The following is a 20,942-nucleotide window of genomic DNA, read 5'->3' on the forward strand; positions in this document are numbered from 1 at the left end:
GGGGTGAAAAAAATGGTTGATACAAAACAAGAATCTATGGAATCCTTAATATTAAACCACATAAATGACGAGAATCTTTTAGTTGATTCATCTCCTCACATAAAAGATAAATTATCAACACAGAGCATAATGAGAGATGTTTTAATAGCTCTCATTCCAACCTCTTTAGTTGGTGTATTAGTATTTGGATTAAGAGCAATTTTTATAATTGCAACCTGTGCAATCTCAGCTGTAATTTCTGAATACGCCTTTCAAAAAATAGCAAAAAAAGAAATCACCATAAAGGATTTAAGTGCTATTGTTACAGGAGTTTTACTTGCTTTAAATCTCCCTATTAATACCCCTCTCTGGGTGGCATGTATTGGCTCAATTGTTGCCATAGTATTAGTAAAGCAAATTTTTGGTGGTATAGGATGTAATTTTATGAATCCAGCCTTAGCAGCTAGGGCTTTTCTACTAGCAGCTTGGCCTGAAAGCATTAGTATATTTACATTAGATGGAGTTACTACAGCTACCCCATTAGCTTTACTAAAAAATGGACAAGGAAATCTTCCTCCTTTAAGCAATGCTTTTCTTGGAAACATTGCAGGATGCATAGGAGAGGTTTCTTCTCTAGCTATACTAATTGGTGCTTTATACTTGCTTTATAGAAAAGTAATAACATGGCATATTCCCCTTGTTTATATTGGTACAGTTTTAATATTAACTACTGTTATAGGTAGAAATGGCTTTTTAAGTGGAAATGGAATTTATGAAATCTTTACAGGTGGATTATTTTTAGGAGCCTTTTTCATGGCAACTGATTATGTAACTTCTCCACTAACAAAGAAAGGACAAATTATATTTGCCTTTGGCTGTGGACTTATAACTACTTTAATAAGAATATTTGGTGGTTATCCTGAAGGGGTGTCATATTCAATTCTTCTTATGAATTTACTTGTACCTGTTATTGATTATTATATTAAACCTAAAGCCTTTGGTAATGAAAAATAATTTTTAAATTTGTATATAACTTAATATATTTGACAATAATACTAACTGTAGGGTTATTTAATCTATACAGCTGTTCCTATATAATATTTCTCTACTTTAGAGAGTTACTTTAAAACCATATTCTAAAATGTACGCGTTATTATTTTAGGGTTTTAAATTTCTCTAAACTCATTTTTCGTTATGGCTAATCTGCTGTAACCTCTTATTCATTAAGATAGCTCAGAAGGATTTTAAAATACTTTCTGAGCTATTACGTTATTTTAATTTTAAAATTTTATTAATTTAAAATAGAATTTAAAGATCCTATTAATAAATACTATTATTTTCTATTTAAGCTTTTAACTTCAAATTCTTGAAATCTATATTTCTGTCCTGTAGGATTTTCTTTTTCCTTTGGAACTTCTTCTAAAAACATATCATAAGGTCTTACAAATTGGCCACACTCTCCATATAAAGCTCTATATAATACCATCTTCTCTCCACTTTCTGAATGAGTAACTACTCCCTCTACTAAGTAAAGATCACCTTTAAAATGTCTAAATATTTTTCCTATACTTTTTTCAATATTTCTATCCATAATAACTCCTCCTAAAAAAACAAAAGGGTTTGTATCAAAATTTAGTAATAAAACTTATTTTGAAACATTCCCTTTTATTTTATATTTAGTTTCTTTAAAATACAATAAATAAGCTTATATAAAACTAATTATTCAAATATGAAAGTTTCCATTTCATCAATAGCCTTATTTACTAAAGCTTCTATATCAAGCTTTCTTTCTGCTATTATCATATCCTTAACTCTAGGCTTAGTCTTTGGATGTTTTGGTACAAATATTGTACAACAATCTTCATATGGAAGTATTGATGTCTCATAAGTATCTATATCTCTTGCTATATCCATTATATCCTCTTTATCCATAGCTATTAGAGGTCTAAATACTGGTCTATCTGAAACATCATTACTTACCATAAGTCCTTCCATAGTCTGAGATGCCACTTGCCCTATACTTTCTCCAGTAGTTATTGACTGTATTTTTTTTCTTTCAGAAAGTTCACAAGCCACTCTCATCATGAATCTTCTCATTATTATTGTTAATTCATCTTCTCTACACTTCTCTATTATATCCATTTGTATTTCTGTAAAAGGAACCACATAAAGAGTTATTTTTTCTGTGTATCTTCCTACTATTTTTGCTAATTCCTTAACCTTATCCTTAGCTCTTTCTGAAGTGTATGGATGAGAATGATAATATACACAATGAGTTTCAACTCCTCTTCTAGCCATTAAATAAGCTGCTACTGGTGAGTCAATTCCTCCTGATAACATAACCATAGTACTTCCGTTCATTCCATATGGTAAGCCTCCTACAGCTTTTATTTTATCTTTATCAGTAAACACATAAGCATTTCCTCTTATTTCTACATAAAGCTTACACTCTGGATTATGTATATTAACTTCTATTTCATCCCCAAGTTCTGAAAGGATATATCCCCCCACCTCTCTTGAAACTTCCATAGAATTCATCGGGAATTTTTTATTAGCTCTGTTTGTTTCTACTTTGAAACTCTTAGCTTTGCTTTCTTTAATTTTCTTTAATCCCTCTTCTTTTATTGAATCAAAGTCCCCTTCAACCTGAGTAACTAAGCAAAGTTCTTTAACTCCAAAAACCTTTTTTACCCTTTCAATAACTCCATCTAAGTCTTCTGATTTTATAAACCATCTATTTTGATCTGTTATAAATTCATGATCTATATCTTTTAACTTTTTTCTTATATTTTCTTTTAATTTTCTCTCAAACTTATTTTTATTAAGCCCCTTTAAAAATATTTCTGAGGCATATTTTACTAAAATTAAATTATTCATATTTTTATTCTCCTTAAAAATTTTAAAGCTTTTTCTAGTGAAGCTATGGTGTAATCAACTTCTTCTAAAGTGTTATATTTAGAAAAGCTAAATCTTATAGCCCCTTGAATGCACTTTGGTTCTAATCCCATAGCATTTAATACATAACTTCCCTTGGCTACAGCAGTTTTTGAAGAACAAGCTGACCCTGTTGAAACAAATATGTTATCCTCCTCTAAGATGTGAAGTAAAACCTCTGATCTAGTTCCTAAAAAAGAAACATTTAATATGTAAGGACTATATTCTTCACTACTAGGGCTATTTATTACTACATTTTCTATTTTAGAAAGTTTTTCTATAAAATACTCCTTAAGATTTTTTACATGATTATAAGAATCTTCTAAAGAATCATAGGCAATATCCATAGCCTTTACCATGCCCATATACGAAGGAGTATTTTCCGTTCCTGCCCTTAGTCCTCTTTGTTGTTCTCCACCAGTTATTAAGGATTTTAAATTTAACCCCTTTCTCATATACATGAATCCAACTCCCTTTGGTCCATGAAACTTATGAGCTGAAACAGAATAAAAATCTATATTACATGCCTTAACATCAATTTCAAATTTTCCAAAACCCTGTACTCCATCTACATGAAATTTTGCTCTTTTACTTTTTTCTTTAATTAATCTTCCTATTTCCTTAATCTTTTGTATGCTTCCCACTTCATTGTTAACCTGCATTATAGATACTAAAACCGTATTTTTATTTATTGCCTCTTCTAATTCTTTTAAATCTATAAATCCTTTATTATTAACCTTTAAATATGTTACACTTACACCTTGCTTTTCTAATTCCCTATAAGTATTTAAAACACTAGAATGTTCAAAGGTTGTAGTTATAATATGATTATTTTCTCCAACTAATCCTTTAATAATCATATTATTGCTTTCACTTCCTCCTGAAGTAAAAATTATTTCTTCCTTAGAAGCATTTATTTTTTTTGCAATCCTCTCTTGAAGCTCTTCAATCTTTCTTTGCATCTTTACCCCTAATTTATGTAAAGATGATGGATTACCCCAGAATTCATCCATAGCATAATAAACTTCATCTCTAACTTCCTTTAAAGGCTTAGTAGTAGCACTATTATCAAAATAAACTTCCATCTTCACCCTCCTTATACTTATATAATTTCTATATACATAATTATATATACACATTTCTTATATCATATTAATTATTAAACCATAATAATTATCCTTATCAAAAACATTTTCTACCAAATACATAAATTTCAAAAAAATTCCCAACTTAGATTATTCTAAGTTAGGAATTTTTCTATTCCATGGCAACAAATTCTACCTTTTCAACACCATGAACTAATTCTATTTCATTTAACATTTCCTTTATATCACACTTCATTGTTGATATGTCTATTGTGAAACTTACATGAGCTAATCCATGTATAGGTAGCCCTTGATCTATTGTAAGTATATTTCCCCCAACATCTGATAATATATTTAAAACAGATGATAAAACTCCCTTTTCATGAGTAACAACCATATTAAATATAACTTTTCTACCTTGAAGGGTTTCTGCAAATTCAAATATATAGTCTTTATACTTATAATAAACACTTCTACTAATACCAGCTTGCTTTGCAGCTTCTGTTATCTCCTTAACTTTTCCTTCTTTTAAAAGTCTTTTAGCGTTTATTACCTTTTCAAAAACTTCTGGTAATACTCTTTTATCTATAACTAATAAATTTCCTTCCATTGGAACTATTCACCTCTTTACATCTATAAAATATCCAAAATCCAAGTAAAATAATAGCCCTCTTTTATTCGCTACTTATTAAAATACCACCTATAATTAATATTTTCAATAAAAAACATCATTTATAAATTAAATTTAAAAATACTTTAACACTAAAATAAAAATATTAATTAAAATATTTTTATTCTATTTACTTTATATAATTAGATATAATTTTTAAATATTCTATATATGATAAAATCAAGGTTTTAATCTTTAATCATATACACACCTAAAGTATATCACCCTACATTTTAAAATACAACTGTTCTCTAATAAAAGACACATGAAATTAATAAAGAGGACATATCAAAAGATATATCCTCTTATTACTTCCTTATTAAAGCACTATTTCAAAAGTTTTTATTTGTTTCTTTGAAATAATTCCATTAATAGCATTTTCTTTTACTTCTAGTTTTTCTATAAGTTCTTCATTTAAGTTAACTTCATTTATTTCTTTAACATCTCTATTAACTTTTATTTGGAAGTTTTCTTCCTTATCAGAAATGTTAAATATTCTTACTATTATAGAATCACCCTCTTCAGCTTTCTTAAAGGCTGATAAAACTAAATTTTCTCCCTTAATTGAAACTAAAGAATCCTCTGCTTTGAAATCTCCTTGAAGTGCTAACATTGGAGTATTTAAGTTATATGCTTCTTCGTAAGCTCTTTCTCCAGTATAATCTCCTTCATGAGCTATTATTGAGTATTCAGCAACATTCTTTCCTAAACATTGAGCCTCTGGTGTTTTAAATACTCCCCAATCTCCTAACTCTCCAACAGATCTTAATATTGTTAAAGCTATAGTATTTTCACCATCTCTTAATACCTCATATTCAGGTAATCCCATGTTAGAAATCATAAGTCCAACTTTTCCGTCATTTACATCAACAAAATTTGTTTGTTTTTGACAGTTAGATGGATTTTGCCATCCTTCCCATGGAGTTGTTTCTCTTTCTATAACATCAAAATGTCCCTCTGCAAAATGAGTGCTTGCTTCTATTCCAGTTGGGAATAATGCTCTTACTCTATGATCCTTTGCAGTATTTTCTATTTCAACTTTAACATCAACTCTCTTAGAAACTTCACTTAAGATTATAGTAGAAACTAACTTAATTTCAGTCATTTCTTCTACTCTTCTACTTTCTTTCTTAATAGCTTTTACTGGTACTTCTAAAGTATTTTTAACTTCTATTACTTTTTCTACTTCATTATCTTTTAATACATTAATAGAAGCTTTATTTCCTAAAGTATTTACTACTAAATCTTTCTCAGGAGCTCTAAAGATGTATTCATCTCCTATATCTCCACAATCTTCAAAGGCATTTAAATTCTTATACTCTTTATTTGTTCCTTTATGAATTAAATCAAATGTACCATTTTCATTGAACTTTAATGAGAAGAATTTATTTTCAAAAGTTAAATCTTTGGAAACTTCTTTTTCTTCTCTCTTTTCACAAGGAACTATTTTAAATGATTTTAATCCTAAAGCTTTTATATTATTAGCTAAGAATTTAACCTTAAATCTATTTACATACTCAGGTTGTCTAAATCTATTATTTGGAAGAGTATATTTAAATGTTTCTCCTAAGGCTTCAACCACTGATGGAACTTCCTCTCCATTTTCTGTAACAACCTTGAAGTTTTCTATACCTGATTCTTTATTTACATCAACTGTAGCCTCTACTACTTCACTTCTATCCCATCCTAATGTATTAAATACAACAATACTTTCTCTATCAGTAGTAGTTCCATTTACTAGATTTAACATATGCTCAGTACTTCTAGCTATCATTTCCTCTGATATTTGCATACTAGATTTAAATCTTGTTACCATATCTTGATGAACTTCATCAATACTACATCCACAGATTGAATCATGAGGATGGTTTTGAATTAAGTATTTCCATGCTTGAAGTATGAAATCACTTTCGTATTTCTTTCCTTCTAATGAAGCCATAACTCCTAAAGGCTCAACATATCTTTCTAAAAGAACTTGAGACTTATTATTCATTTGCTTTAAGTAAAGTCTTGATGAAGCTGTGTTACATAGAGTCCACCAGCCATCTGTATATTGACCATTTAATTCTCCTGTAACTTCTTTTAAGTCTTTAACTTCTTTCTTAACATCTTCTATATATTGAACTAAATTACTATGAACTAATTCAAAATCAACATCTTCTTTTACATTATCTATTATGTCACCAACATTTGTTTGAACTGGTTGATGATCACATCCATTCATTAATAGTATTTGATTTGTTGTAGCATACATATCTGCTTTATTAACTCTATCATTTAAGAATTCAATAGCTTCTTTTTTATCTGCTGGAATTTCATTACCATTACTATACCAGTTAGCCATAAGTATTCCTAAAACTTCTGATCCATCTGGTGATTTCCATAATACCTCTGAGTGATATTCATTTTCTCCTGCTTCTTCAACCTTTTGATTATCAAAAGCTATTGGAGTTATTCCTCTACCGAATACTGCATTATCTATTCCAAATCCTCTTAATATTTGAGGCGCTTGAGATATGTTACCAAAGGAATCTGGGAAATAACCTATTTTTACTGGGTTTCCAAATCTTTTTGCAAATCTCATTCCTAAAAGCATATTTCTTACATTTGCTTCTGCACTTATTAAATATTCATCTTGAAGAACATACCATGGTCCTACATGAAGTCTTCCCTCTTCTATAAGTTTCTTTAATCTATGAAACATATATGGCTTTATTTCTAAATAATCATCTAAAGCTATAGTTTGTCCATCTAAGTGAAAATATTTAAAATGCTCATTATTCTCTAAAGTATCTATTAATGAATCCATAAAATCTACTAATTTAACTCTATGTTTTTGAAATGGTATATACCATTCTCTATCCCAGTGACTATGGGAAACTACATGTACTTTTTTCATGCCTAACCTCTCCTTATCTAAAGTTCATTAACCTATACCTAGATTATATACGTTTACAAAGCATTCATTCAATTTTCAATCTTATATGTTTAGTGGACTTTTTATAGATTATTTAACTTTAATATCACTTTTTATTAGTGAATAAACACATATATTAATATATTCATCTTTACTCTTGTTATAATAATGCTCTCTTAAAATTCCATCCCTATGAAATCCTAACTTCTCTGATAGTTTAATTGATGAAATATTATTACTATCAATCATGGCTATAATTCTATTCATATCTAAAGTTTCAAATGCAAAGTTTTCTATAGCTTTAATACACTCTGAAGCAACTCCCTTTCTCCAAAAATTCTTTTCTATAGTGTAACCAATCTCAGTATTATTAGAATAAAAATCTATATTATAAAGACCTATATCTCCAATAAATGCTTTGCTTTCTTTATTTATTATAGCCCACCTTATTCCCTTTTTCTCCTTGTACATTAACTTAACCTTTTTAAAATAAAATTCAACTTGTTTTTCAGGATCATAAACTTCTGTTCCTGAATATTTCATTATATCCTCATCTGAAAATAAACTAATGAAATGATTCCTATGCTTTTCTTCTATTTCTTTAAGTATAAATCTTTCAGTCTCAATAATAGGAAACTCTAAAAAAACTTTTTCCCTCTTATTTTCACCCATAATTATATCCCCTTATTATACCATTATTCTTTTATACTCTATTTCAAATTACAAATAGCTCTTATATATTCTGGAGTTGTTCCACAACATCCTCCTATTATATTAACTCCCTTTTCAAGGGCTCTTTTAGATAAATTTTTAAATTCTTCTAAAGTCTTATCATATACAAGCTCTTCCCCTACTTTTTTTGGTATTCCTAAATTAGCCTTTATCATTATAGGAAGATTTGTATTTTCCTTAAGTATATCTAAGGCCATTAGTATTTCTTCGTACCCTGTACAATTTATTCCTAAGGCATCTACTCCTAAAGGCTCTAAAGTTGAAACCATATTTTTTATGAAATTAGGAATATCCTTTTTATAAGCTAAAGTAAAAGAACATATAACCTTTTTATCTGTTAAAGTTTTTGCTTTTTTAACTGCAAATTCACCTTCTTTTAAACTTCCTAAGGTTTCAAAAATAACTAAATCAAATTTATCTTTTGAAGCATTAATTATTCTTTCAGTATTTTCATAAACAATTTCTTTAAAAGAAGAATCATTTTCTTCTATATAATATGAAAGGGGGCCTATATCTAAAGCAACTAAGCCATGATATCCACATGCTTTTTTAGCAATACTAATTCCTGCCTCTATAATTTCCTCTAAATTATAATTATTCCTTTTTGCATTTATAATATTACACATAAATGTGTTTGAAAGTATTAAGTTAGCTCCAGATTCTATATACTCTCTATGAATTTTTTCTATTAATTCAGGCTTTTTAATATTTAAAAGTTCTGATGGAGTCTCTTTTAAATTTACTCCTAATTCCATTATTCTAGTTCCCATAGCTCCATCTGCTATTATTACTCCATTTTTCAAATTTAAATTTTTCATCTTAATGTATTCTCCAATCAAAGTAATTTATATTCTAAAATAAGTTATTCTGCTTTATTTTTTATTTAAATTATCTCAAATAAAATAACTGTATTTTGATAAATTATATTCTATAAGAAAGAAATAGTAAATATCTATACTTTTTTATTATTGCTCTCCACAAAATAAATTCCATATTTGATATTTTTTAAAAACTGTTATAATATTACTTAGTACTAGTAATATTAAAGGGGCGAAATATATGTTTAGATCTATATATTGGTATGGAAAAGGATATGCCTGGACATTAATAAAATCCTTATCTGATATAAAAAAAATAAATAAAATGGAAGAGGAAGGCAAGCTTGAGGAAAGAGATGAATACATATATCAATGCAGTAGAAGAATAGCTCATACTTTTCTTAAGGATGCTGGAATAGAAGTTAATGTTGAAGGTTTAGAGAATATTCCTGATGGACCTGTTCTTTTTGTTTGTAACCATCAAAGTAATATGGATATTCCTGTAATCATGTACTCTATTGATAGACCAAAGGGATTCATAGCAAAAAAAGAACTTGAAAAAATGCCTATATTAAAAGATTGGATAATACTTTCAAAGGCTATATTTATTGACAGGGAACATCCTAAAAAAGCTATGGCAGGTATTATACAAGGAATTAAACAATTAAAAGAAGGATATTCAATGGTTGTTTTTCCTGAAGGAACAAGAAGTCAATGTAGTAAAATGGGAGAATTTAAAGCTGGTAGTTTTAAATTAGCTACTAAACCAAAGGTTCCTATAGTTCCTCTTACAATTGATGGAACATATAAAATAATGGAAGGAAATCATTATTTCATAAAACCTGGTAAAGTAAATCTTTATATTCATCCACCAGTTTACACTGATAAACTTACAAAGGAAGAAATTACAGAGCTTCCTGAAAAAGTTGAAAATATAGTTAGAAGTAAACTTCCTAATGAAGGAAGATAAAAAAATCCATGAGTAAATTTTACTCATGGATTTTTTATTTATATTAATTTAAAACAGTTCCTTCTAATTCTGCACTCTCTTCACTTAAAGCTTTTTCCCTAAAGAATTCCTCTGTTTCTTCTATTACTACTTTTCTTAATCCAATAATACCTACAAGGTTTGGAATTGCCATTAATCCATTAACAATATCTGCAATTATAAATATTAATGTTAATGGTAAGAATGATCCTATAGCAACTAAAATTATATATAAAATTCTATATGGTTTTATAGCTTTTATTCCAAATAAGTACTCAATACATCTTTCTCCATAATAGTTCCATCCTAATATTGTAGTAAATGCAAAGAACATAAGTCCTATATTAACTATATATGTTCCTATATTACTTATAGGAAGACCTATTTCAAAAGCCTGTGTTGTAAGTGCTGCTCCTTCTAAACTTCCACTATAAGCACCAGTAAGAATTATTACTATACCTGTCATTGTACAAATAAGAATTGTATCAAAGAATGTACCTGTCATTGAAATAAGTCCTTGCTTAACTGGAGACTTAGTCTTAGCTGCCGCCGCTGCTATTGGAGCACTTCCAAGACCAGCTTCATTAGAGAAAACCCCTCTAGCTATTCCACTTTTCATTACAGTTATTATGCTAACTCCTACAGCTCCGCCTAAAGCAGCCTTAGGATTAAAGGCACTTTCAATAATTATTGATACTGCATGTGGAACCTTATCTAAATTAAAAGCTATAACAATTAAAACTCCTAATATATAAAGTCCTGCCATTAAAGGAACTACCTTTTCTGATACGCTAGATATTCTTTTTATTCCACCTAAAATTACTAAAGCCACTAATAAAGTTACTACTCCTGCTGTAATAATTGTAGGAACATTAAATGTAATACTTGCTGCATCAGTTATGGACTTAACTTGTCCAAAAGTTCCTATTCCTAATAAAGCCACACCAATTCCAAAGAAAGCAAAAATATTAGCTAGCCAATTTAAACCAAGTCCATTTTTTATATAGTACATTGGTCCACCAGCCATTTGACCATTTTCATCTACAACCCTATACTTTATAGCAAGTACACCTTCTGCATATTTAGTTGCCATTCCAAAGAAAGCAGCTACCCACATCCAAAATAATGCTCCTGGTCCACCTGCCTTTATAGCAGTGGCAACACCAACTATGTTTCCAGTACCTATAGTAGCTGAAAGGGCTGTACATAAGGCTCCAAAACTTGAAACATCCCCTTCTGCATCCTCACAAGAAGATTCCTCATCTTTTTTAAATACATACTTTAAAGCTAATGGTAATTTTAAGATTTGTAATAGTTTTAGTCTTATAGTCAGGTATATTCCTGTTCCTACAAGCAGCACAAGAAGTGGCACTCCCCATACTAAATTGTCGATTTGATTTAATAAGTTTTCCATAAAAAAAATCCTCCTTAAATTTAAATTTGCGGAGGAGAATAAGGATACTTAAAAAATTTAAGTAACTAACCTTATCCTCTGTCCTTTTACCTGAGAGTTTCAGTCAAAAAATTTGACCTTGCTCCTTCGGTGCTCTTTTTTAAAAGAGTCTCTCCAGAGGCTCGTCCAGTAACGGTCCTAATACCTGAAAGATTTCCCTCTTCGGTGGATATTTAAAATATCACTCTCCCATTACCTTCATCCGAACATATTGAATTTTAATTTATAATAGACATTATATAAGTAATTATTATAAAAATCAATTACTTATTTTCCCAAAACATATAATTTCTCATAATTCTTATTAGTTTTCTCATTAATTTTAACTATAAAATCATTTATTGAATCTAAGATTTTACTCTTATCTTCTAAAGTCTTTTTCCCTCTTCCAATTCTATCACAATAAGTCAATAAAGCTATATCATGAAGATCTGAACTTTTAACCATATCTTCTGGTTTTACAAAAGGTAAATTTTTATCTATATAAAGATAAGACATATGATATCTAATTAAATTACTTACTTCACTTATAAACTCCCCTTCATCTGTAACCTCTTCTAATATTTCTTTTGAAAGTTTTGCACCTTCCCTATCATGATCGTAAGCAGTCCATCTCCCCTTTCTCATTTTAGTAGTATCTCTCTTTCCAATGTCGTGAAGTAAAGCTGCCCACATGAATTCTCTTTTATTATTAGCAAAATTTCTTAAACTAGCTGCTTCATCTAAAACTTGCATTGTATGAATCCATACATTTCCTTCTGGGTGATGTTTTTTCTCCTGCTTAACCTCTTCTAAATCCCTTAATATTTCCAAAAAGGAGCCTTCTAAAAGTTTCTTTTCCTTTAAAGAATTTAAAAATTCTGATGGATTCTTATCTTCTAAAATATGCTTTTCTAAAATTTCAAATAATTCTTTATCCTTCATATATAAACTCCTAACTTCCAATAATTAAAATTTATTTTTAATTTAACTTAATTATATTTTACCACCAATAATTTAAATTCATTCTTTTATTAATTGTCAGAAAATTACTACTTTATGCTTTTAATCCCTGTAAGTAAGCCATTCTACCTTTTATGGCATTTATAAATTTGCACAAAATTTCCTTTTTATATTGAATTACTTAAAAAGTTAATGTTAAAATATCACTGTCGGTATTCTATATTAGAAGCTGAACTATTTTATACGGTTAAAAATTTAACAACCGAATTATATCCCACTGGGAATAAGAACGGAGGAGAGTCAATGAATGCAGTCTATCAAACTAGACAAAAAACAAGAAAACTAGTAGTTATTGGTATGCTATCTGGTATATCAATATTTCTAGGATTAACAGGATTAGGATTTATAAATATTCCACCTGTTAAGGCTACTATTATGCATATTCCTGTTATAATAGGAGCTATTATTGAAGGTCCTATTGTAGGAGGATTAATAGGACTAGTTTTTGGATTATTTTCTATGTATCAAGCTTTTACGGCACCAATGCCAACTAGCTTTATGTTCTGGAATCCTATTATAGCTTTAGTTCCTAGAATTCTTATAGGTGTGGTAAGTTACTATGTATATGCATCTATGATTAAAGGATCTAAAAAGAATTTAAAAGCTACATCAATTATAAGTTCTCTTATTCTTGGAGTTCTTCTATTTGTAAGTTCTGAAGCTTTAACAGATTCTTTAACTATATCAGCTATAATCGGTGTTTTATTCTTTTTAGCAAGTATGATTATCATGTTTAAATTTAAACATAAAAATAAAGAAGAAGCCCTATCTATAGGTACAGCTTCCGTAATTGGAACCTTAACAAATACCATAGGTGTACTTGGCTTAACATATGTTTTTTATTTAGAGAGATATGCTTCTGCCCTAGGAATATCTGAACATGCTGCAAAATTAACTTTAGCAGGAATAGGAGTTACAAATGGAATTCCTGAGGCATTTATATCATCCTTAATATCAATTCCTGTTATATTAGGAGTTAGAAAAATTTTAAGATAATTTAAGATTATAAATATATTTTAGCGTATAGCTTACTTAAAGTTATACGCTAAAACTTTATTAAGTTATTAGTAAAGGTTTAAATTTTTTAAACTTTATATTAATTTTAAATTCTGTAAATTATTAATTATATAAAATAGAGTATTATTCTTAAAATATAAAATCTAAATCATATAAAACAATTTAATGGAGGTGTATATTATAATGTTTGAAATAAAGATTACAGATATAGATGGTTTTAAACTAGGCCACGCTCAAGACTTTGAAGGTGCTACAGGATGTACAGTATTACTATGTGAAGAAGGTGCTTCTGGAGGAGTTGATATTCGCGGTGGTGCTCCTGGAACTAGAGAAACTGATTTATTAAATCCTATGGAAATGGTTGATAAAGTTCATGCTGTAGTATTATCTGGTGGATCTGCCTTTGGACTTGATTCCTGCTCAGGGGTTATGGAATATCTAGAAAATAAAAATGTTGGATTTGACGTAGGAGTGGCTAAAGTTCCTATAGTATGTGGTGCTGTTTTATTTGACTTAACCTGTGGTAATCCTAAAATAAGACCTAATAAGGAAATGGGTTTAGAAGCCTGTAAAAATTCTGAAACCTATCTTGACTCAAAAAACGGTAATATAGGTTGTGGAACAGGTGCCACAGTAGGTAAAGCCTTAAATCAAAAACTTGCTATGAAAGGTGGTTTTGGAAGCTATGCAGTGCAAGTTGGAGATTTAAAGGTAGGAGCTATTGTAGGAGTTAATAGCCTAGGTGATATTGTTGATCCTAATAATAACAATAAAATAATAGCTGGTGGATTAAGCCAAGATAGGAATTCCTTTATAAACATAGAAGAAAGCTTATTAGCTAATTATTCTAATCCTAAAAATGTTTTTAAAGGAAATACTACTATTGGGTGCATAGTGACTAATGGTGATTTTAATAAAGCTCAAGCTAATAAAATTGCATCTATGGCTCAAAATGGTTTTGGAAGAACCATTCGCCCTTCTCACACTATGTTTGATGGTGATACAATATTTACTCTTTCATCAAATAAAGTTAAGGCAGATATAAATGTAGTTGGTCTTTTAGCTGCTCAAGTTATGGAGAAAGCTATTATAAAGGCTGTTAAAGAAGCTGATTCTTCATATGGATTCTTATCACATAAAGATTTAAAATTTAATGTATAAATTAAAAAGCTCAAACAGATAATAATTCTGTTTGAGCTTTTTTCAAAGATATGTTTAATTTTACTTTCATAAGATAAATCAATTCTACTTGTAATTTTATACCATAATGTGATTTTTAATCCTATATTGGATATAAGTTTATAGATTATTAAATCCAATTCTGCACATCATAATATTGAAAGGAAAAGAAAAACTTAACCTTTCAAAAAAATCTTATTAAACTTAAAGGAGGAATTCAAAATGTCACAACATTTAGTTCCAGAAGCAAAAAACGGTTTATCAAAATTCAAAAATGAGGTAGCAAATGAAATGGGAGTACCATTCTCAGATTATAACGGAGACCTTAGCTCAAGACAATGCGGAAGCGTTGGTGGAGAAATGGTTAAAAGAATGGTAGAAAAATACGAACAATCAATGAAATAATAACAAAAATAAGAGGTAAGAATTTTCTTACCTCTTATTTTTTACTTTAAGAAACTTTTTTAAGCATAAAGTTTCTCCAATTTCCATCCTGTATTAATATACTGTTATTTTCAAAGTCATCTTTATCATTCATTCCATAATAATAAACATAACATTTTTCAGAAGATTTCTTTCCTAAGATTTCAACATCCATCTCAATTCTATTATATTCATTATTTTTGTTATTAACTCCTAAGTATCCTTCCATAAGATCCATAGCATTTATAACATTTTCGTAATCAAGAATAGTCATAACTTCTCCATATACAAATCCATCCCCTTCAATTAAAGCAGGATATCCTTTTTTAGGCATATGATATAAAGTTCCCTTTACCCTTCCTAATTCACTTTTTATAACTTTCCCTTTTAAGTATTTTTCATAATTGAAAAATCCTGTTCTCAAACTTCCATAAACAAAGATTTTTCTTTTAACCTTAGGTTCTAACATTAACAAACAGCTCCTCCTACAGTTTTAATATCATTATCATTTAAAACTATAGCCTTTATACTAAGTTCTAATCCTTTTGCTATATCATTAATAGACATAGAAGGTGTATTAGGTTTATTTACAACTTGTGCTGGAATATAAGGTACATGTATAAATCCAGCTCTTATATTTTTATACTTTTTATTTACTAAGTATAAAACTCCATACATAACATGGTTACAAACAAAAGTTCCAGCTGTGTTAGAAACTGATGCAGGTATTCCATTATCAACCATTTCCTTAACCATTGCTTTTATAGGTAAATTACTAAAGTATGCACTTTCTCCATCTTCATATATAGAAATATCTATTGGTTGATTTCCTTCATTATCCTCTATTCTCGCATCATCCATATTTATAGCTACTCTTTCTGGAGTTATACCAAATCTTCCTCCAGCTTGTCCTATAGAAATAACTACATCTGGATTAATTTCCTCTATTTTTTCTTCTATTTTTTCAAGAGACTTTCTAAAAACTGTAGGTATTTCTAATTTAATAACCTGAGCTCCTTCTATATTTTCTGGTATCATTTTAACAGCTTCTAAAGCTGGGTTTATACTTTCTCCTCCAAAGGGATCAAATCCTGTAATTAATACTTTCATTCTCATACACTCCTTACTTTCTAATACCTAGTTAATTAAAATGCTAAGAAATACATTAAAGCTATATGTATAACTAATAAAATTATAGCAAATAAACTTTGACATTTCATAACCACATTCTTATCTTTTGTCTCTAATAAGGCCGCTGGCATAACGTTAAAGTTTGCTGCCATTGGGGTTAATAATGTTCCACAATACCCTGCAGTTAGAGCTAAAGCTCCTGCTATGGCTACATTAGCTCCTTGAGCAAATACAAATGGTAATCCTATTCCCACAGTTATAACTGAGAAGGCTGCAAAGGCATTTCCCATTATCATAGTGAATACTGCCATTCCTACACAGTAAGCTATTACACCTGCTAATATGTTTCCTTCAGGAATAAAATTAGATATACCTGATGATATAACATCTCCTACTCCCGCTGCAGTAAACACTGTTCCTAAGGCTGCTAAAAGTTGAGGTAATATACTTGTAGATCCAACTGATTGAACCATTCTGTTACTATCCTCTACTAAATGCTTTGGTTTAGCTTTTAATACTAAGAAAGTTGTTATTACAGCTGCCACAGAAGCTATACCTATGGCAACAGTTCCTGATAAACTTGTAAATTGTGCAATAACTAAAGATCCAACTGCTATTACAATTGAAGGTAAAAAAATCTTATTCTTTAACTTTTTAGCTTGCATTTCTGCAAAATCTACATTAGGCATTTTTAGGTTTCCTATATTTACTTGTTTGCTTGCAGTTAATACTCCTATAACTAAAAGCAATGCCCCTACTACTACAGGTGGAATAGCTCCTCCTGCTATAAATATGATTGACAATATAGTCCAAAAGATTGCCGTTCCTATTCTAGTTTTATGTTCCTGGTCTTTTAATGTATCAATTGCAGTATTTAACATTAAAAGTCCTACTATTATATAAAAGATTTCAAGCAATACATTAGAAATCATCTGCATATTCATTAATTATCACCCCTATTTTATCTCTTCTTTGTTCTTTGATAGGTTTCTACTTAACCTTTTATCTAATAATCTATTTTGTAATACTCCTAATATTAAAGCTATTATAGCTATTGGAACTGAAGCTTTTGCTATATCTAAAGCATTAACTCCATATCCTAGTTCTTCTAAGGTTCCTGCTATTAAAAGAACTCCTGAACTTGCTAAGAATACATTTTGTCCAAAGAAGTTTCCATAGTTGTCCATTGCAGCTGCTGTTCCCTTTATTAAATCTTCATTTTTATCATCTAATTCTCCATATTTACTGACAGCTGCTCCTTGAGCCATTGGGTTTATAAGTGGTCTTATAAATTGTGCTTGTCCACTTAATCTTAGTGAAACTGCAGCCCCAACTTCTCTAATAAATAAATAGCAACTTAAAAGCTTTCCAGTTGACATATTTTTCATATTCTTTATTAAGGTTATAGCTCTCTCTTTTAAACCAAATCTTTCACACATACCTATTACAGGTAAAGTTAATATAAATAATGTCATGTGTCTTTGGCTTACAAAGGTTGATCCTAATTTTTCTAATATTTCATACAAACTCATATGTGCTACTAATCCAGTTGATAGTCCTGCTACTAATACAACTGCTATAGTATCAAATTTAAGTGCAAATCCTATTATTACTATTACTATTCCTATCAGTTCCACTTTTATCTCTCCTTTTCAAGTTATAAATTTCATCTTTACTATTTTCGTATTTTAAAATTATTATAACCATAAAATTTTCAATTTTCTACAGTTTTTTATTAAAATTTTATAAATTTAAAATGTTTTCATTATTAATTTGTTTTTTGTTATCATTTTATTAAAAATATATTTAAAATTTCATAAAAATAAGGACCATAGATTTAATTAAACCTATGGTCCTTATAAATTTATTATATTTTATTTTCTAGAAACTATAATTTTTCCATCTACTCCATCTATTAAAGCAACAGATCCATCATAAATTTCTCCTGCAATTATCTTCTTAGCTATTTCAGTTTCTAAGACATTACTTATATATCTCTTTAATGGTCTAGCTCCATATACTGGATCATATCCTTCTTCAGCTAATATTTCCTTAGCTCTATCAGTAACTTCAAGAGTTATATTTCTTTCTCTTAATCTATTTTCAACATCTCTTAAGAAGATATCTATTATTTTCTTAATTCCTTCACTGCTTAAAGGTCTAAACATTATGATATCATCTACTCTGTTTAAGAATTCTGGTTTGAATCTTAACTTCATTTCATTCATAACATTTTCTCTAATATCATCTTCTATACCTTCACCAGATTTATTTTCTAATAAGTATCCACTACCTATATTAGAAGTCATAATTATTATAGTGTTTTTGAAATCAACAGTTTTACCTTTATTATCTGTTAATCTACCATCATCTAATATTTGAAGGAATAAGTTAAATACATCATCATGTGCTTTTTCTATTTCATCAAATAATATTACTGAATATGGGTTTCTTCTAACAGCCTCTGTTAATTGTCCCCCTTCTTCATATCCTACATATCCTGGAGGAGGTCCTATTAATCTAGATACTGCATGTTTTTCCATATATTCAGACATATCTATTCTTACTATATTGTCTTCACTATCAAATAAATTTCTAGCTAAAGTTTTTGCAAGTTCTGTTTTACCAACTCCAGTAGGTCCTAAGAATATAAATGATCCTATTGGTTTTCTTTCATCTTTAAGACCTGCTCTTGCTCTTATTACAGCATTAGCAACTGCAGTTGTAGCCTCATCTTGACCTATTACTCTTTCTCTTAATTCTTCTTCTAGTCTTAAAAGTTTTTCTCTTTCACTTTCAACTAGTTTTGTAACAGGAATTCCAGTCCATTTTGAGATTATTTCTGAAATTTCATTTTCAGTAACCTCTTCTTTTAATAAAGCATTTTCATTATCTTTTTCCATACTTGCTTCTTGTTCTTTTATTTTACGTTCAAGCTCTGGAATTTTTCCATATTTAAGTTCTGCAACTTTATTTAAATCATATTCTCTTTCATATTTTTCAGCTAATCCTCTTGCTTCATCTAATTCAGCCTTTAAGTCCCTAACTGCTGAAATATGAGATTTTTCTTTTTCATATTTAATTGTCATCTCATCATTTTTATCTTGAAGCTCTGCAAGCTCTTTTTCTAAGGCAACTAATCTTTCCTTAGATGCATCATCATTTTCTTTTGATAAAGCTTCCTTTTCAGTTTCAAGCATTAAGATCTTTCTTCTTATAATATCCAATTCAGTTGGAAGAGAATCTATTTCACTTCTTATCATAGCACCAGCTTCATCTATTAAATCTATAGCCTTATCTGGTAAATATCTATCTTGAATATATCTATGAGAAAGTTTTGCAGCAGCTACTATTGCTGAGTCATGGATTCTAATTCCATGGTGAATTTCAAATCTTTCTTTTAATCCTCTTAAAATAGATACAGTTTCTTCAACTGTTGGTTCTTCAACTATTACAGGTTGGAATCTTCTTTCTAGAGCTTTATCCTTTTCTATATATTGTCTATATTCATCAAAAGTTGTAGCTCCTATGCAATGAAGTTCTCCTCTTGCAAGCATTGGTTTAATTAAGTTTCCTGCATCCATTGCACCATCTGTTTTACCAGCGCCTACAATTGTATGAATTTCATCTATGAATAAAAGTATTTTTCCTTCTGAACTTTGAACTTCTTTTAAAACAGCTTTTAATCTTTCTTCAAATTCTCCTCTATATTTAGCACCAGCTATTAATGCACCCATATCTAATGAGATAATTACCTTATCCTTTAGTCCTTCTGGCACATCTCCTCTTACAATTCTTTCTGCTAATCCTTCAACTATAGCAGTTTTACCAACTCCAGGTTCTCCTATTAGTATTGGATTGTTCTTAGTTTTTCTTGAAAGAATTCTAACAGCTCTTCTTATTTCTTCATCTCTTCCTATAACAGGATCTAATTTATGTTGTTTTACAAGTTCTATTAAATTAGTACCGTATTTATCTAAAGCTTCATAAGTTCCTTCTGGATCTTGTGAATCTACTCTTTGACTTCCTCTAACTTCATTTAAAACCTTTAGGAATCCATCTTTAGTTATGTTATTTTTTCTTAAAATTTCTCCTACAGCTCCATTTTTATCTATATCTATCATTGCAAGCATTACATGCTCAACACTTATATATGAATCTTCAAATTGTTTTGAAATTTCTTCTGCCTTTATTAATACTTCATTTATTCTTCTTGTAGCAGTAACCCCTGATGATTGTGCCGCTTCTCCTAAAACCTTAGGCATTCTATCTATTTGAACATGAATGTCTCTTTTTAATGAATCTATATTAACACCCATTTTTTCAAATATATTAGGAATTAAACCATCTTTTTGATTTACTAATGCTGAAAATAAGTGAATTATATCTAATTGTTGATTATTATATTTAACTGCTATTTCATAAGCATCATTTAAGCTTTGTTGTACTCTTAATGTCATTTTATCTGCATTCATTTTATCACCTCAATATTCTCTTTTTTGTATCTCATGTAATTATAATACTATAAAAGTCAAAGAAAGTCAAAGTCTATTTTTCACTTTCAGAATTTATTAATTACTACTGTTTTTTTCTTATAATTTATTATTAATAAAT

The 20,942-nt window shown here is 29.1% G+C and carries 18 protein-coding genes, 2 pseudogenes and 1 riboswitch; of the genes and pseudogenes, 6 read left to right on the forward strand and 14 right to left on the reverse strand.

Annotated features, from left to right (window positions below):
* Positions 1-12: 12 nt before the first annotated feature.
* A complete protein-coding gene (locus GOM42_RS08175) occupies positions 13-993 on the forward strand; it encodes an RnfABCDGE type electron transport complex subunit D (RefSeq protein WP_025648555.1) in 981 nt (326 codons plus the stop codon).
* Positions 994-1,312: 319 nt separating this feature from the next.
* On the opposite strand, the gene GOM42_RS08180 is transcribed toward GOM42_RS08175, so the two are convergent.
* The 7 genes from GOM42_RS08180 to GOM42_RS08210 form a co-directional block, all read right to left on the reverse strand.
* On the reverse strand, positions 1,313-1,570 hold the full coding sequence (locus GOM42_RS08180; protein ID WP_003457288.1) for a DUF1653 domain-containing protein: 258 nt from the start codon (positions 1,568-1,570) through the stop codon (positions 1,313-1,315).
* A 128-nt stretch (positions 1,571-1,698) separates the two neighbouring features.
* Positions 1,699-2,856, reverse strand: coding sequence for a tRNA uracil 4-sulfurtransferase ThiI (gene thiI, locus GOM42_RS08185; RefSeq protein ID WP_003457167.1), 1,158 nt, complete (start codon positions 2,854-2,856; stop codon positions 1,699-1,701).
* Positions 2,853-3,998, reverse strand: coding sequence for a cysteine desulfurase family protein (locus tag GOM42_RS08190; RefSeq protein WP_110077156.1), 1,146 nt, complete (start codon positions 3,996-3,998; stop codon positions 2,853-2,855). Before GOM42_RS08190 ends, thiI begins: the two co-directional genes overlap by 4 nt.
* A gap of 172 nt (positions 3,999-4,170) precedes the next feature.
* Complete coding sequence (locus GOM42_RS08195) at positions 4,171-4,608, reverse strand: ACT domain-containing protein (protein WP_003454663.1); 438 nt, start codon at positions 4,606-4,608, stop codon at positions 4,171-4,173.
* A gap of 379 nt (positions 4,609-4,987) precedes the next feature.
* Entirely contained in the window at positions 4,988-7,567 is a 2,580-nt protein-coding gene (locus tag GOM42_RS08200; protein ID WP_025648554.1) for a glycoside hydrolase family 38 C-terminal domain-containing protein, read from the reverse strand.
* Between the two features lie 108 nt (positions 7,568-7,675).
* Positions 7,676-8,257 carry a GNAT family N-acetyltransferase gene (locus tag GOM42_RS08205; RefSeq protein WP_003457276.1) on the reverse strand — a complete coding sequence of 194 codons (582 nt, stop codon included), beginning with the start codon at positions 8,255-8,257 and terminating at the stop codon, positions 7,676-7,678.
* Positions 8,258-8,295: 38 nt separating this feature from the next.
* Complete coding sequence (locus GOM42_RS08210; protein WP_011010437.1) at positions 8,296-9,135, reverse strand: homocysteine S-methyltransferase family protein; 840 nt, start codon at positions 9,133-9,135, stop codon at positions 8,296-8,298.
* Between the two features lie 241 nt (positions 9,136-9,376).
* Between GOM42_RS08210 and GOM42_RS08215 the strand changes: the two genes are divergently transcribed.
* Entirely contained in the window at positions 9,377-10,105 is a 729-nt protein-coding gene (locus tag GOM42_RS08215) for a lysophospholipid acyltransferase family protein (protein WP_003469077.1), read from the forward strand.
* A gap of 43 nt (positions 10,106-10,148) precedes the next feature.
* Here the strand turns inward: GOM42_RS08215 and GOM42_RS08220 are convergent, their stop codons facing one another.
* Together GOM42_RS08220 and GOM42_RS08225 are read right to left on the reverse strand one after the other, a co-directional pair.
* Positions 10,149-11,537, reverse strand: coding sequence for a sodium:alanine symporter family protein (locus tag GOM42_RS08220; protein ID WP_061415698.1), 1,389 nt, complete (start codon positions 11,535-11,537; stop codon positions 10,149-10,151).
* A 68-nt stretch (positions 11,538-11,605) separates the two neighbouring features.
* Positions 11,606-11,704: riboswitch (glycine riboswitch) on the reverse strand.
* A gap of 139 nt (positions 11,705-11,843) precedes the next feature.
* The gene (locus GOM42_RS08225) at positions 11,844-12,500 is read right to left on the reverse strand and encodes an HDIG domain-containing metalloprotein (RefSeq protein WP_061415700.1); all 657 of its coding nucleotides are present in this window, start codon (positions 12,498-12,500) and stop codon (positions 11,844-11,846) included.
* Positions 12,501-12,821: 321 nt separating this feature from the next.
* Here GOM42_RS08225 and GOM42_RS15720 point away from each other — a divergent pair.
* The 4 genes and pseudogenes from GOM42_RS15720 to GOM42_RS08240 form a co-directional block, all read left to right on the forward strand.
* A pseudogene (locus GOM42_RS15720) lies at positions 12,822-13,220 on the forward strand (ECF transporter S component); the annotation flags it as partial.
* 48 nt (positions 13,221-13,268) lie between these two features.
* Positions 13,269-13,574, forward strand: a pseudogene (locus tag GOM42_RS15725) (ECF transporter S component); the annotation flags it as partial.
* Between the two features lie 204 nt (positions 13,575-13,778).
* Complete coding sequence (locus GOM42_RS08235; protein ID WP_252597643.1) at positions 13,779-14,756, forward strand: P1 family peptidase; 978 nt, start codon at positions 13,779-13,781, stop codon at positions 14,754-14,756.
* A 240-nt stretch (positions 14,757-14,996) separates the two neighbouring features.
* A complete protein-coding gene (locus GOM42_RS08240) occupies positions 14,997-15,179 on the forward strand; it encodes an alpha/beta-type small acid-soluble spore protein (protein ID WP_003454632.1) in 183 nt (60 codons plus the stop codon).
* 46 nt (positions 15,180-15,225) lie between these two features.
* Here the strand turns inward: GOM42_RS08240 and GOM42_RS08245 are convergent, their stop codons facing one another.
* The 5 genes from GOM42_RS08245 to clpB all read right to left on the reverse strand — a co-directional run bounded on the left by GOM42_RS08245 (position 15,226) and on the right by clpB (position 20,803).
* Positions 15,226-15,666: a gamma-glutamylcyclotransferase family protein gene (locus GOM42_RS08245; protein ID WP_003475768.1), complete on the reverse strand. Its 441-nt coding sequence runs from the start codon at positions 15,664-15,666 to the stop codon at positions 15,226-15,228.
* On the reverse strand, positions 15,666-16,307 hold the full coding sequence (gene pcp, locus GOM42_RS08250) for a pyroglutamyl-peptidase I (protein WP_004459427.1): 642 nt from the start codon (positions 16,305-16,307) through the stop codon (positions 15,666-15,668). Before pcp ends, GOM42_RS08245 begins: the two co-directional genes overlap by 1 nt.
* 35 nt (positions 16,308-16,342) lie before the next feature.
* Complete coding sequence (locus tag GOM42_RS08255) at positions 16,343-17,272, reverse strand: DUF979 domain-containing protein (RefSeq protein ID WP_003454619.1); 930 nt, start codon at positions 17,270-17,272, stop codon at positions 16,343-16,345.
* Positions 17,273-17,284: 12 nt separating this feature from the next.
* Positions 17,285-17,965 (reverse strand): DUF969 domain-containing protein, encoded by a 681-nt coding sequence (locus GOM42_RS08260; RefSeq protein WP_003454641.1) that lies wholly within the window; start codon positions 17,963-17,965, stop codon positions 17,285-17,287.
* A gap of 237 nt (positions 17,966-18,202) precedes the next feature.
* A complete protein-coding gene (clpB, locus tag GOM42_RS08265; RefSeq protein ID WP_011010440.1) occupies positions 18,203-20,803 on the reverse strand; it encodes an ATP-dependent chaperone ClpB in 2,601 nt (866 codons plus the stop codon).
* Positions 20,804-20,942: the final 139 nt, after the last annotated feature.

Source organism: Clostridium sp. 16K-1-R1 (assembly GCF_023921145.1).
Lineage (GTDB): Bacteria > Bacillota > Clostridia > Clostridiales > Clostridiaceae > Sarcina > Sarcina perfringens.

What these genes read in the sequence shown, in the direction of transcription:
- GOM42_RS08175 (WP_025648555.1), top strand. Translation starts at nt 13, where the DNA reads ATGGTTGATACAAAACAAGAATCTATGGAATCCTTAATATTAAACCAC.
- GOM42_RS08180 (WP_003457288.1), bottom strand. Translation starts at nt 1,570, where the DNA reads ATGGATAGAAATATTGAAAAAAGTATAGGAAAAATATTTAGACATTTT.
- thiI (WP_003457167.1), bottom strand. Translation starts at nt 2,856, where the DNA reads ATGAATAATTTAATTTTAGTAAAATATGCCTCAGAAATATTTTTAAAG.
- GOM42_RS08190 (WP_110077156.1), bottom strand. Translation starts at nt 3,998, where the DNA reads ATGGAAGTTTATTTTGATAATAGTGCTACTACTAAGCCTTTAAAGGAA.
- GOM42_RS08195 (WP_003454663.1), bottom strand. Translation starts at nt 4,608, where the DNA reads ATGGAAGGAAATTTATTAGTTATAGATAAAAGAGTATTACCAGAAGTT.
- GOM42_RS08200 (WP_025648554.1), bottom strand. Translation starts at nt 7,567, where the DNA reads ATGAAAAAAGTACATGTAGTTTCCCATAGTCACTGGGATAGAGAATGG.
- GOM42_RS08205 (WP_003457276.1), bottom strand. Translation starts at nt 8,257, where the DNA reads ATGGGTGAAAATAAGAGGGAAAAAGTTTTTTTAGAGTTTCCTATTATT.
- GOM42_RS08210 (WP_011010437.1), bottom strand. Translation starts at nt 9,135, where the DNA reads ATGAAAAATTTAAATTTGAAAAATGGAGTAATAATAGCAGATGGAGCT.
- GOM42_RS08215 (WP_003469077.1), top strand. Translation starts at nt 9,377, where the DNA reads ATGTTTAGATCTATATATTGGTATGGAAAAGGATATGCCTGGACATTA.
- GOM42_RS08220 (WP_061415698.1), bottom strand. Translation starts at nt 11,537, where the DNA reads ATGGAAAACTTATTAAATCAAATCGACAATTTAGTATGGGGAGTGCCA.
- GOM42_RS08225 (WP_061415700.1), bottom strand. Translation starts at nt 12,500, where the DNA reads ATGAAGGATAAAGAATTATTTGAAATTTTAGAAAAGCATATTTTAGAA.
- GOM42_RS08235 (WP_252597643.1), top strand. Translation starts at nt 13,779, where the DNA reads ATGTTTGAAATAAAGATTACAGATATAGATGGTTTTAAACTAGGCCAC.
- GOM42_RS08240 (WP_003454632.1), top strand. Translation starts at nt 14,997, where the DNA reads ATGTCACAACATTTAGTTCCAGAAGCAAAAAACGGTTTATCAAAATTC.
- GOM42_RS08245 (WP_003475768.1), bottom strand. Translation starts at nt 15,666, where the DNA reads ATGTTAGAACCTAAGGTTAAAAGAAAAATCTTTGTTTATGGAAGTTTG.
- pcp (WP_004459427.1), bottom strand. Translation starts at nt 16,307, where the DNA reads ATGAAAGTATTAATTACAGGATTTGATCCCTTTGGAGGAGAAAGTATA.
- GOM42_RS08255 (WP_003454619.1), bottom strand. Translation starts at nt 17,272, where the DNA reads ATGAATATGCAGATGATTTCTAATGTATTGCTTGAAATCTTTTATATA.
- clpB (WP_011010440.1), bottom strand. Translation starts at nt 20,803, where the DNA reads ATGAATGCAGATAAAATGACATTAAGAGTACAACAAAGCTTAAATGAT.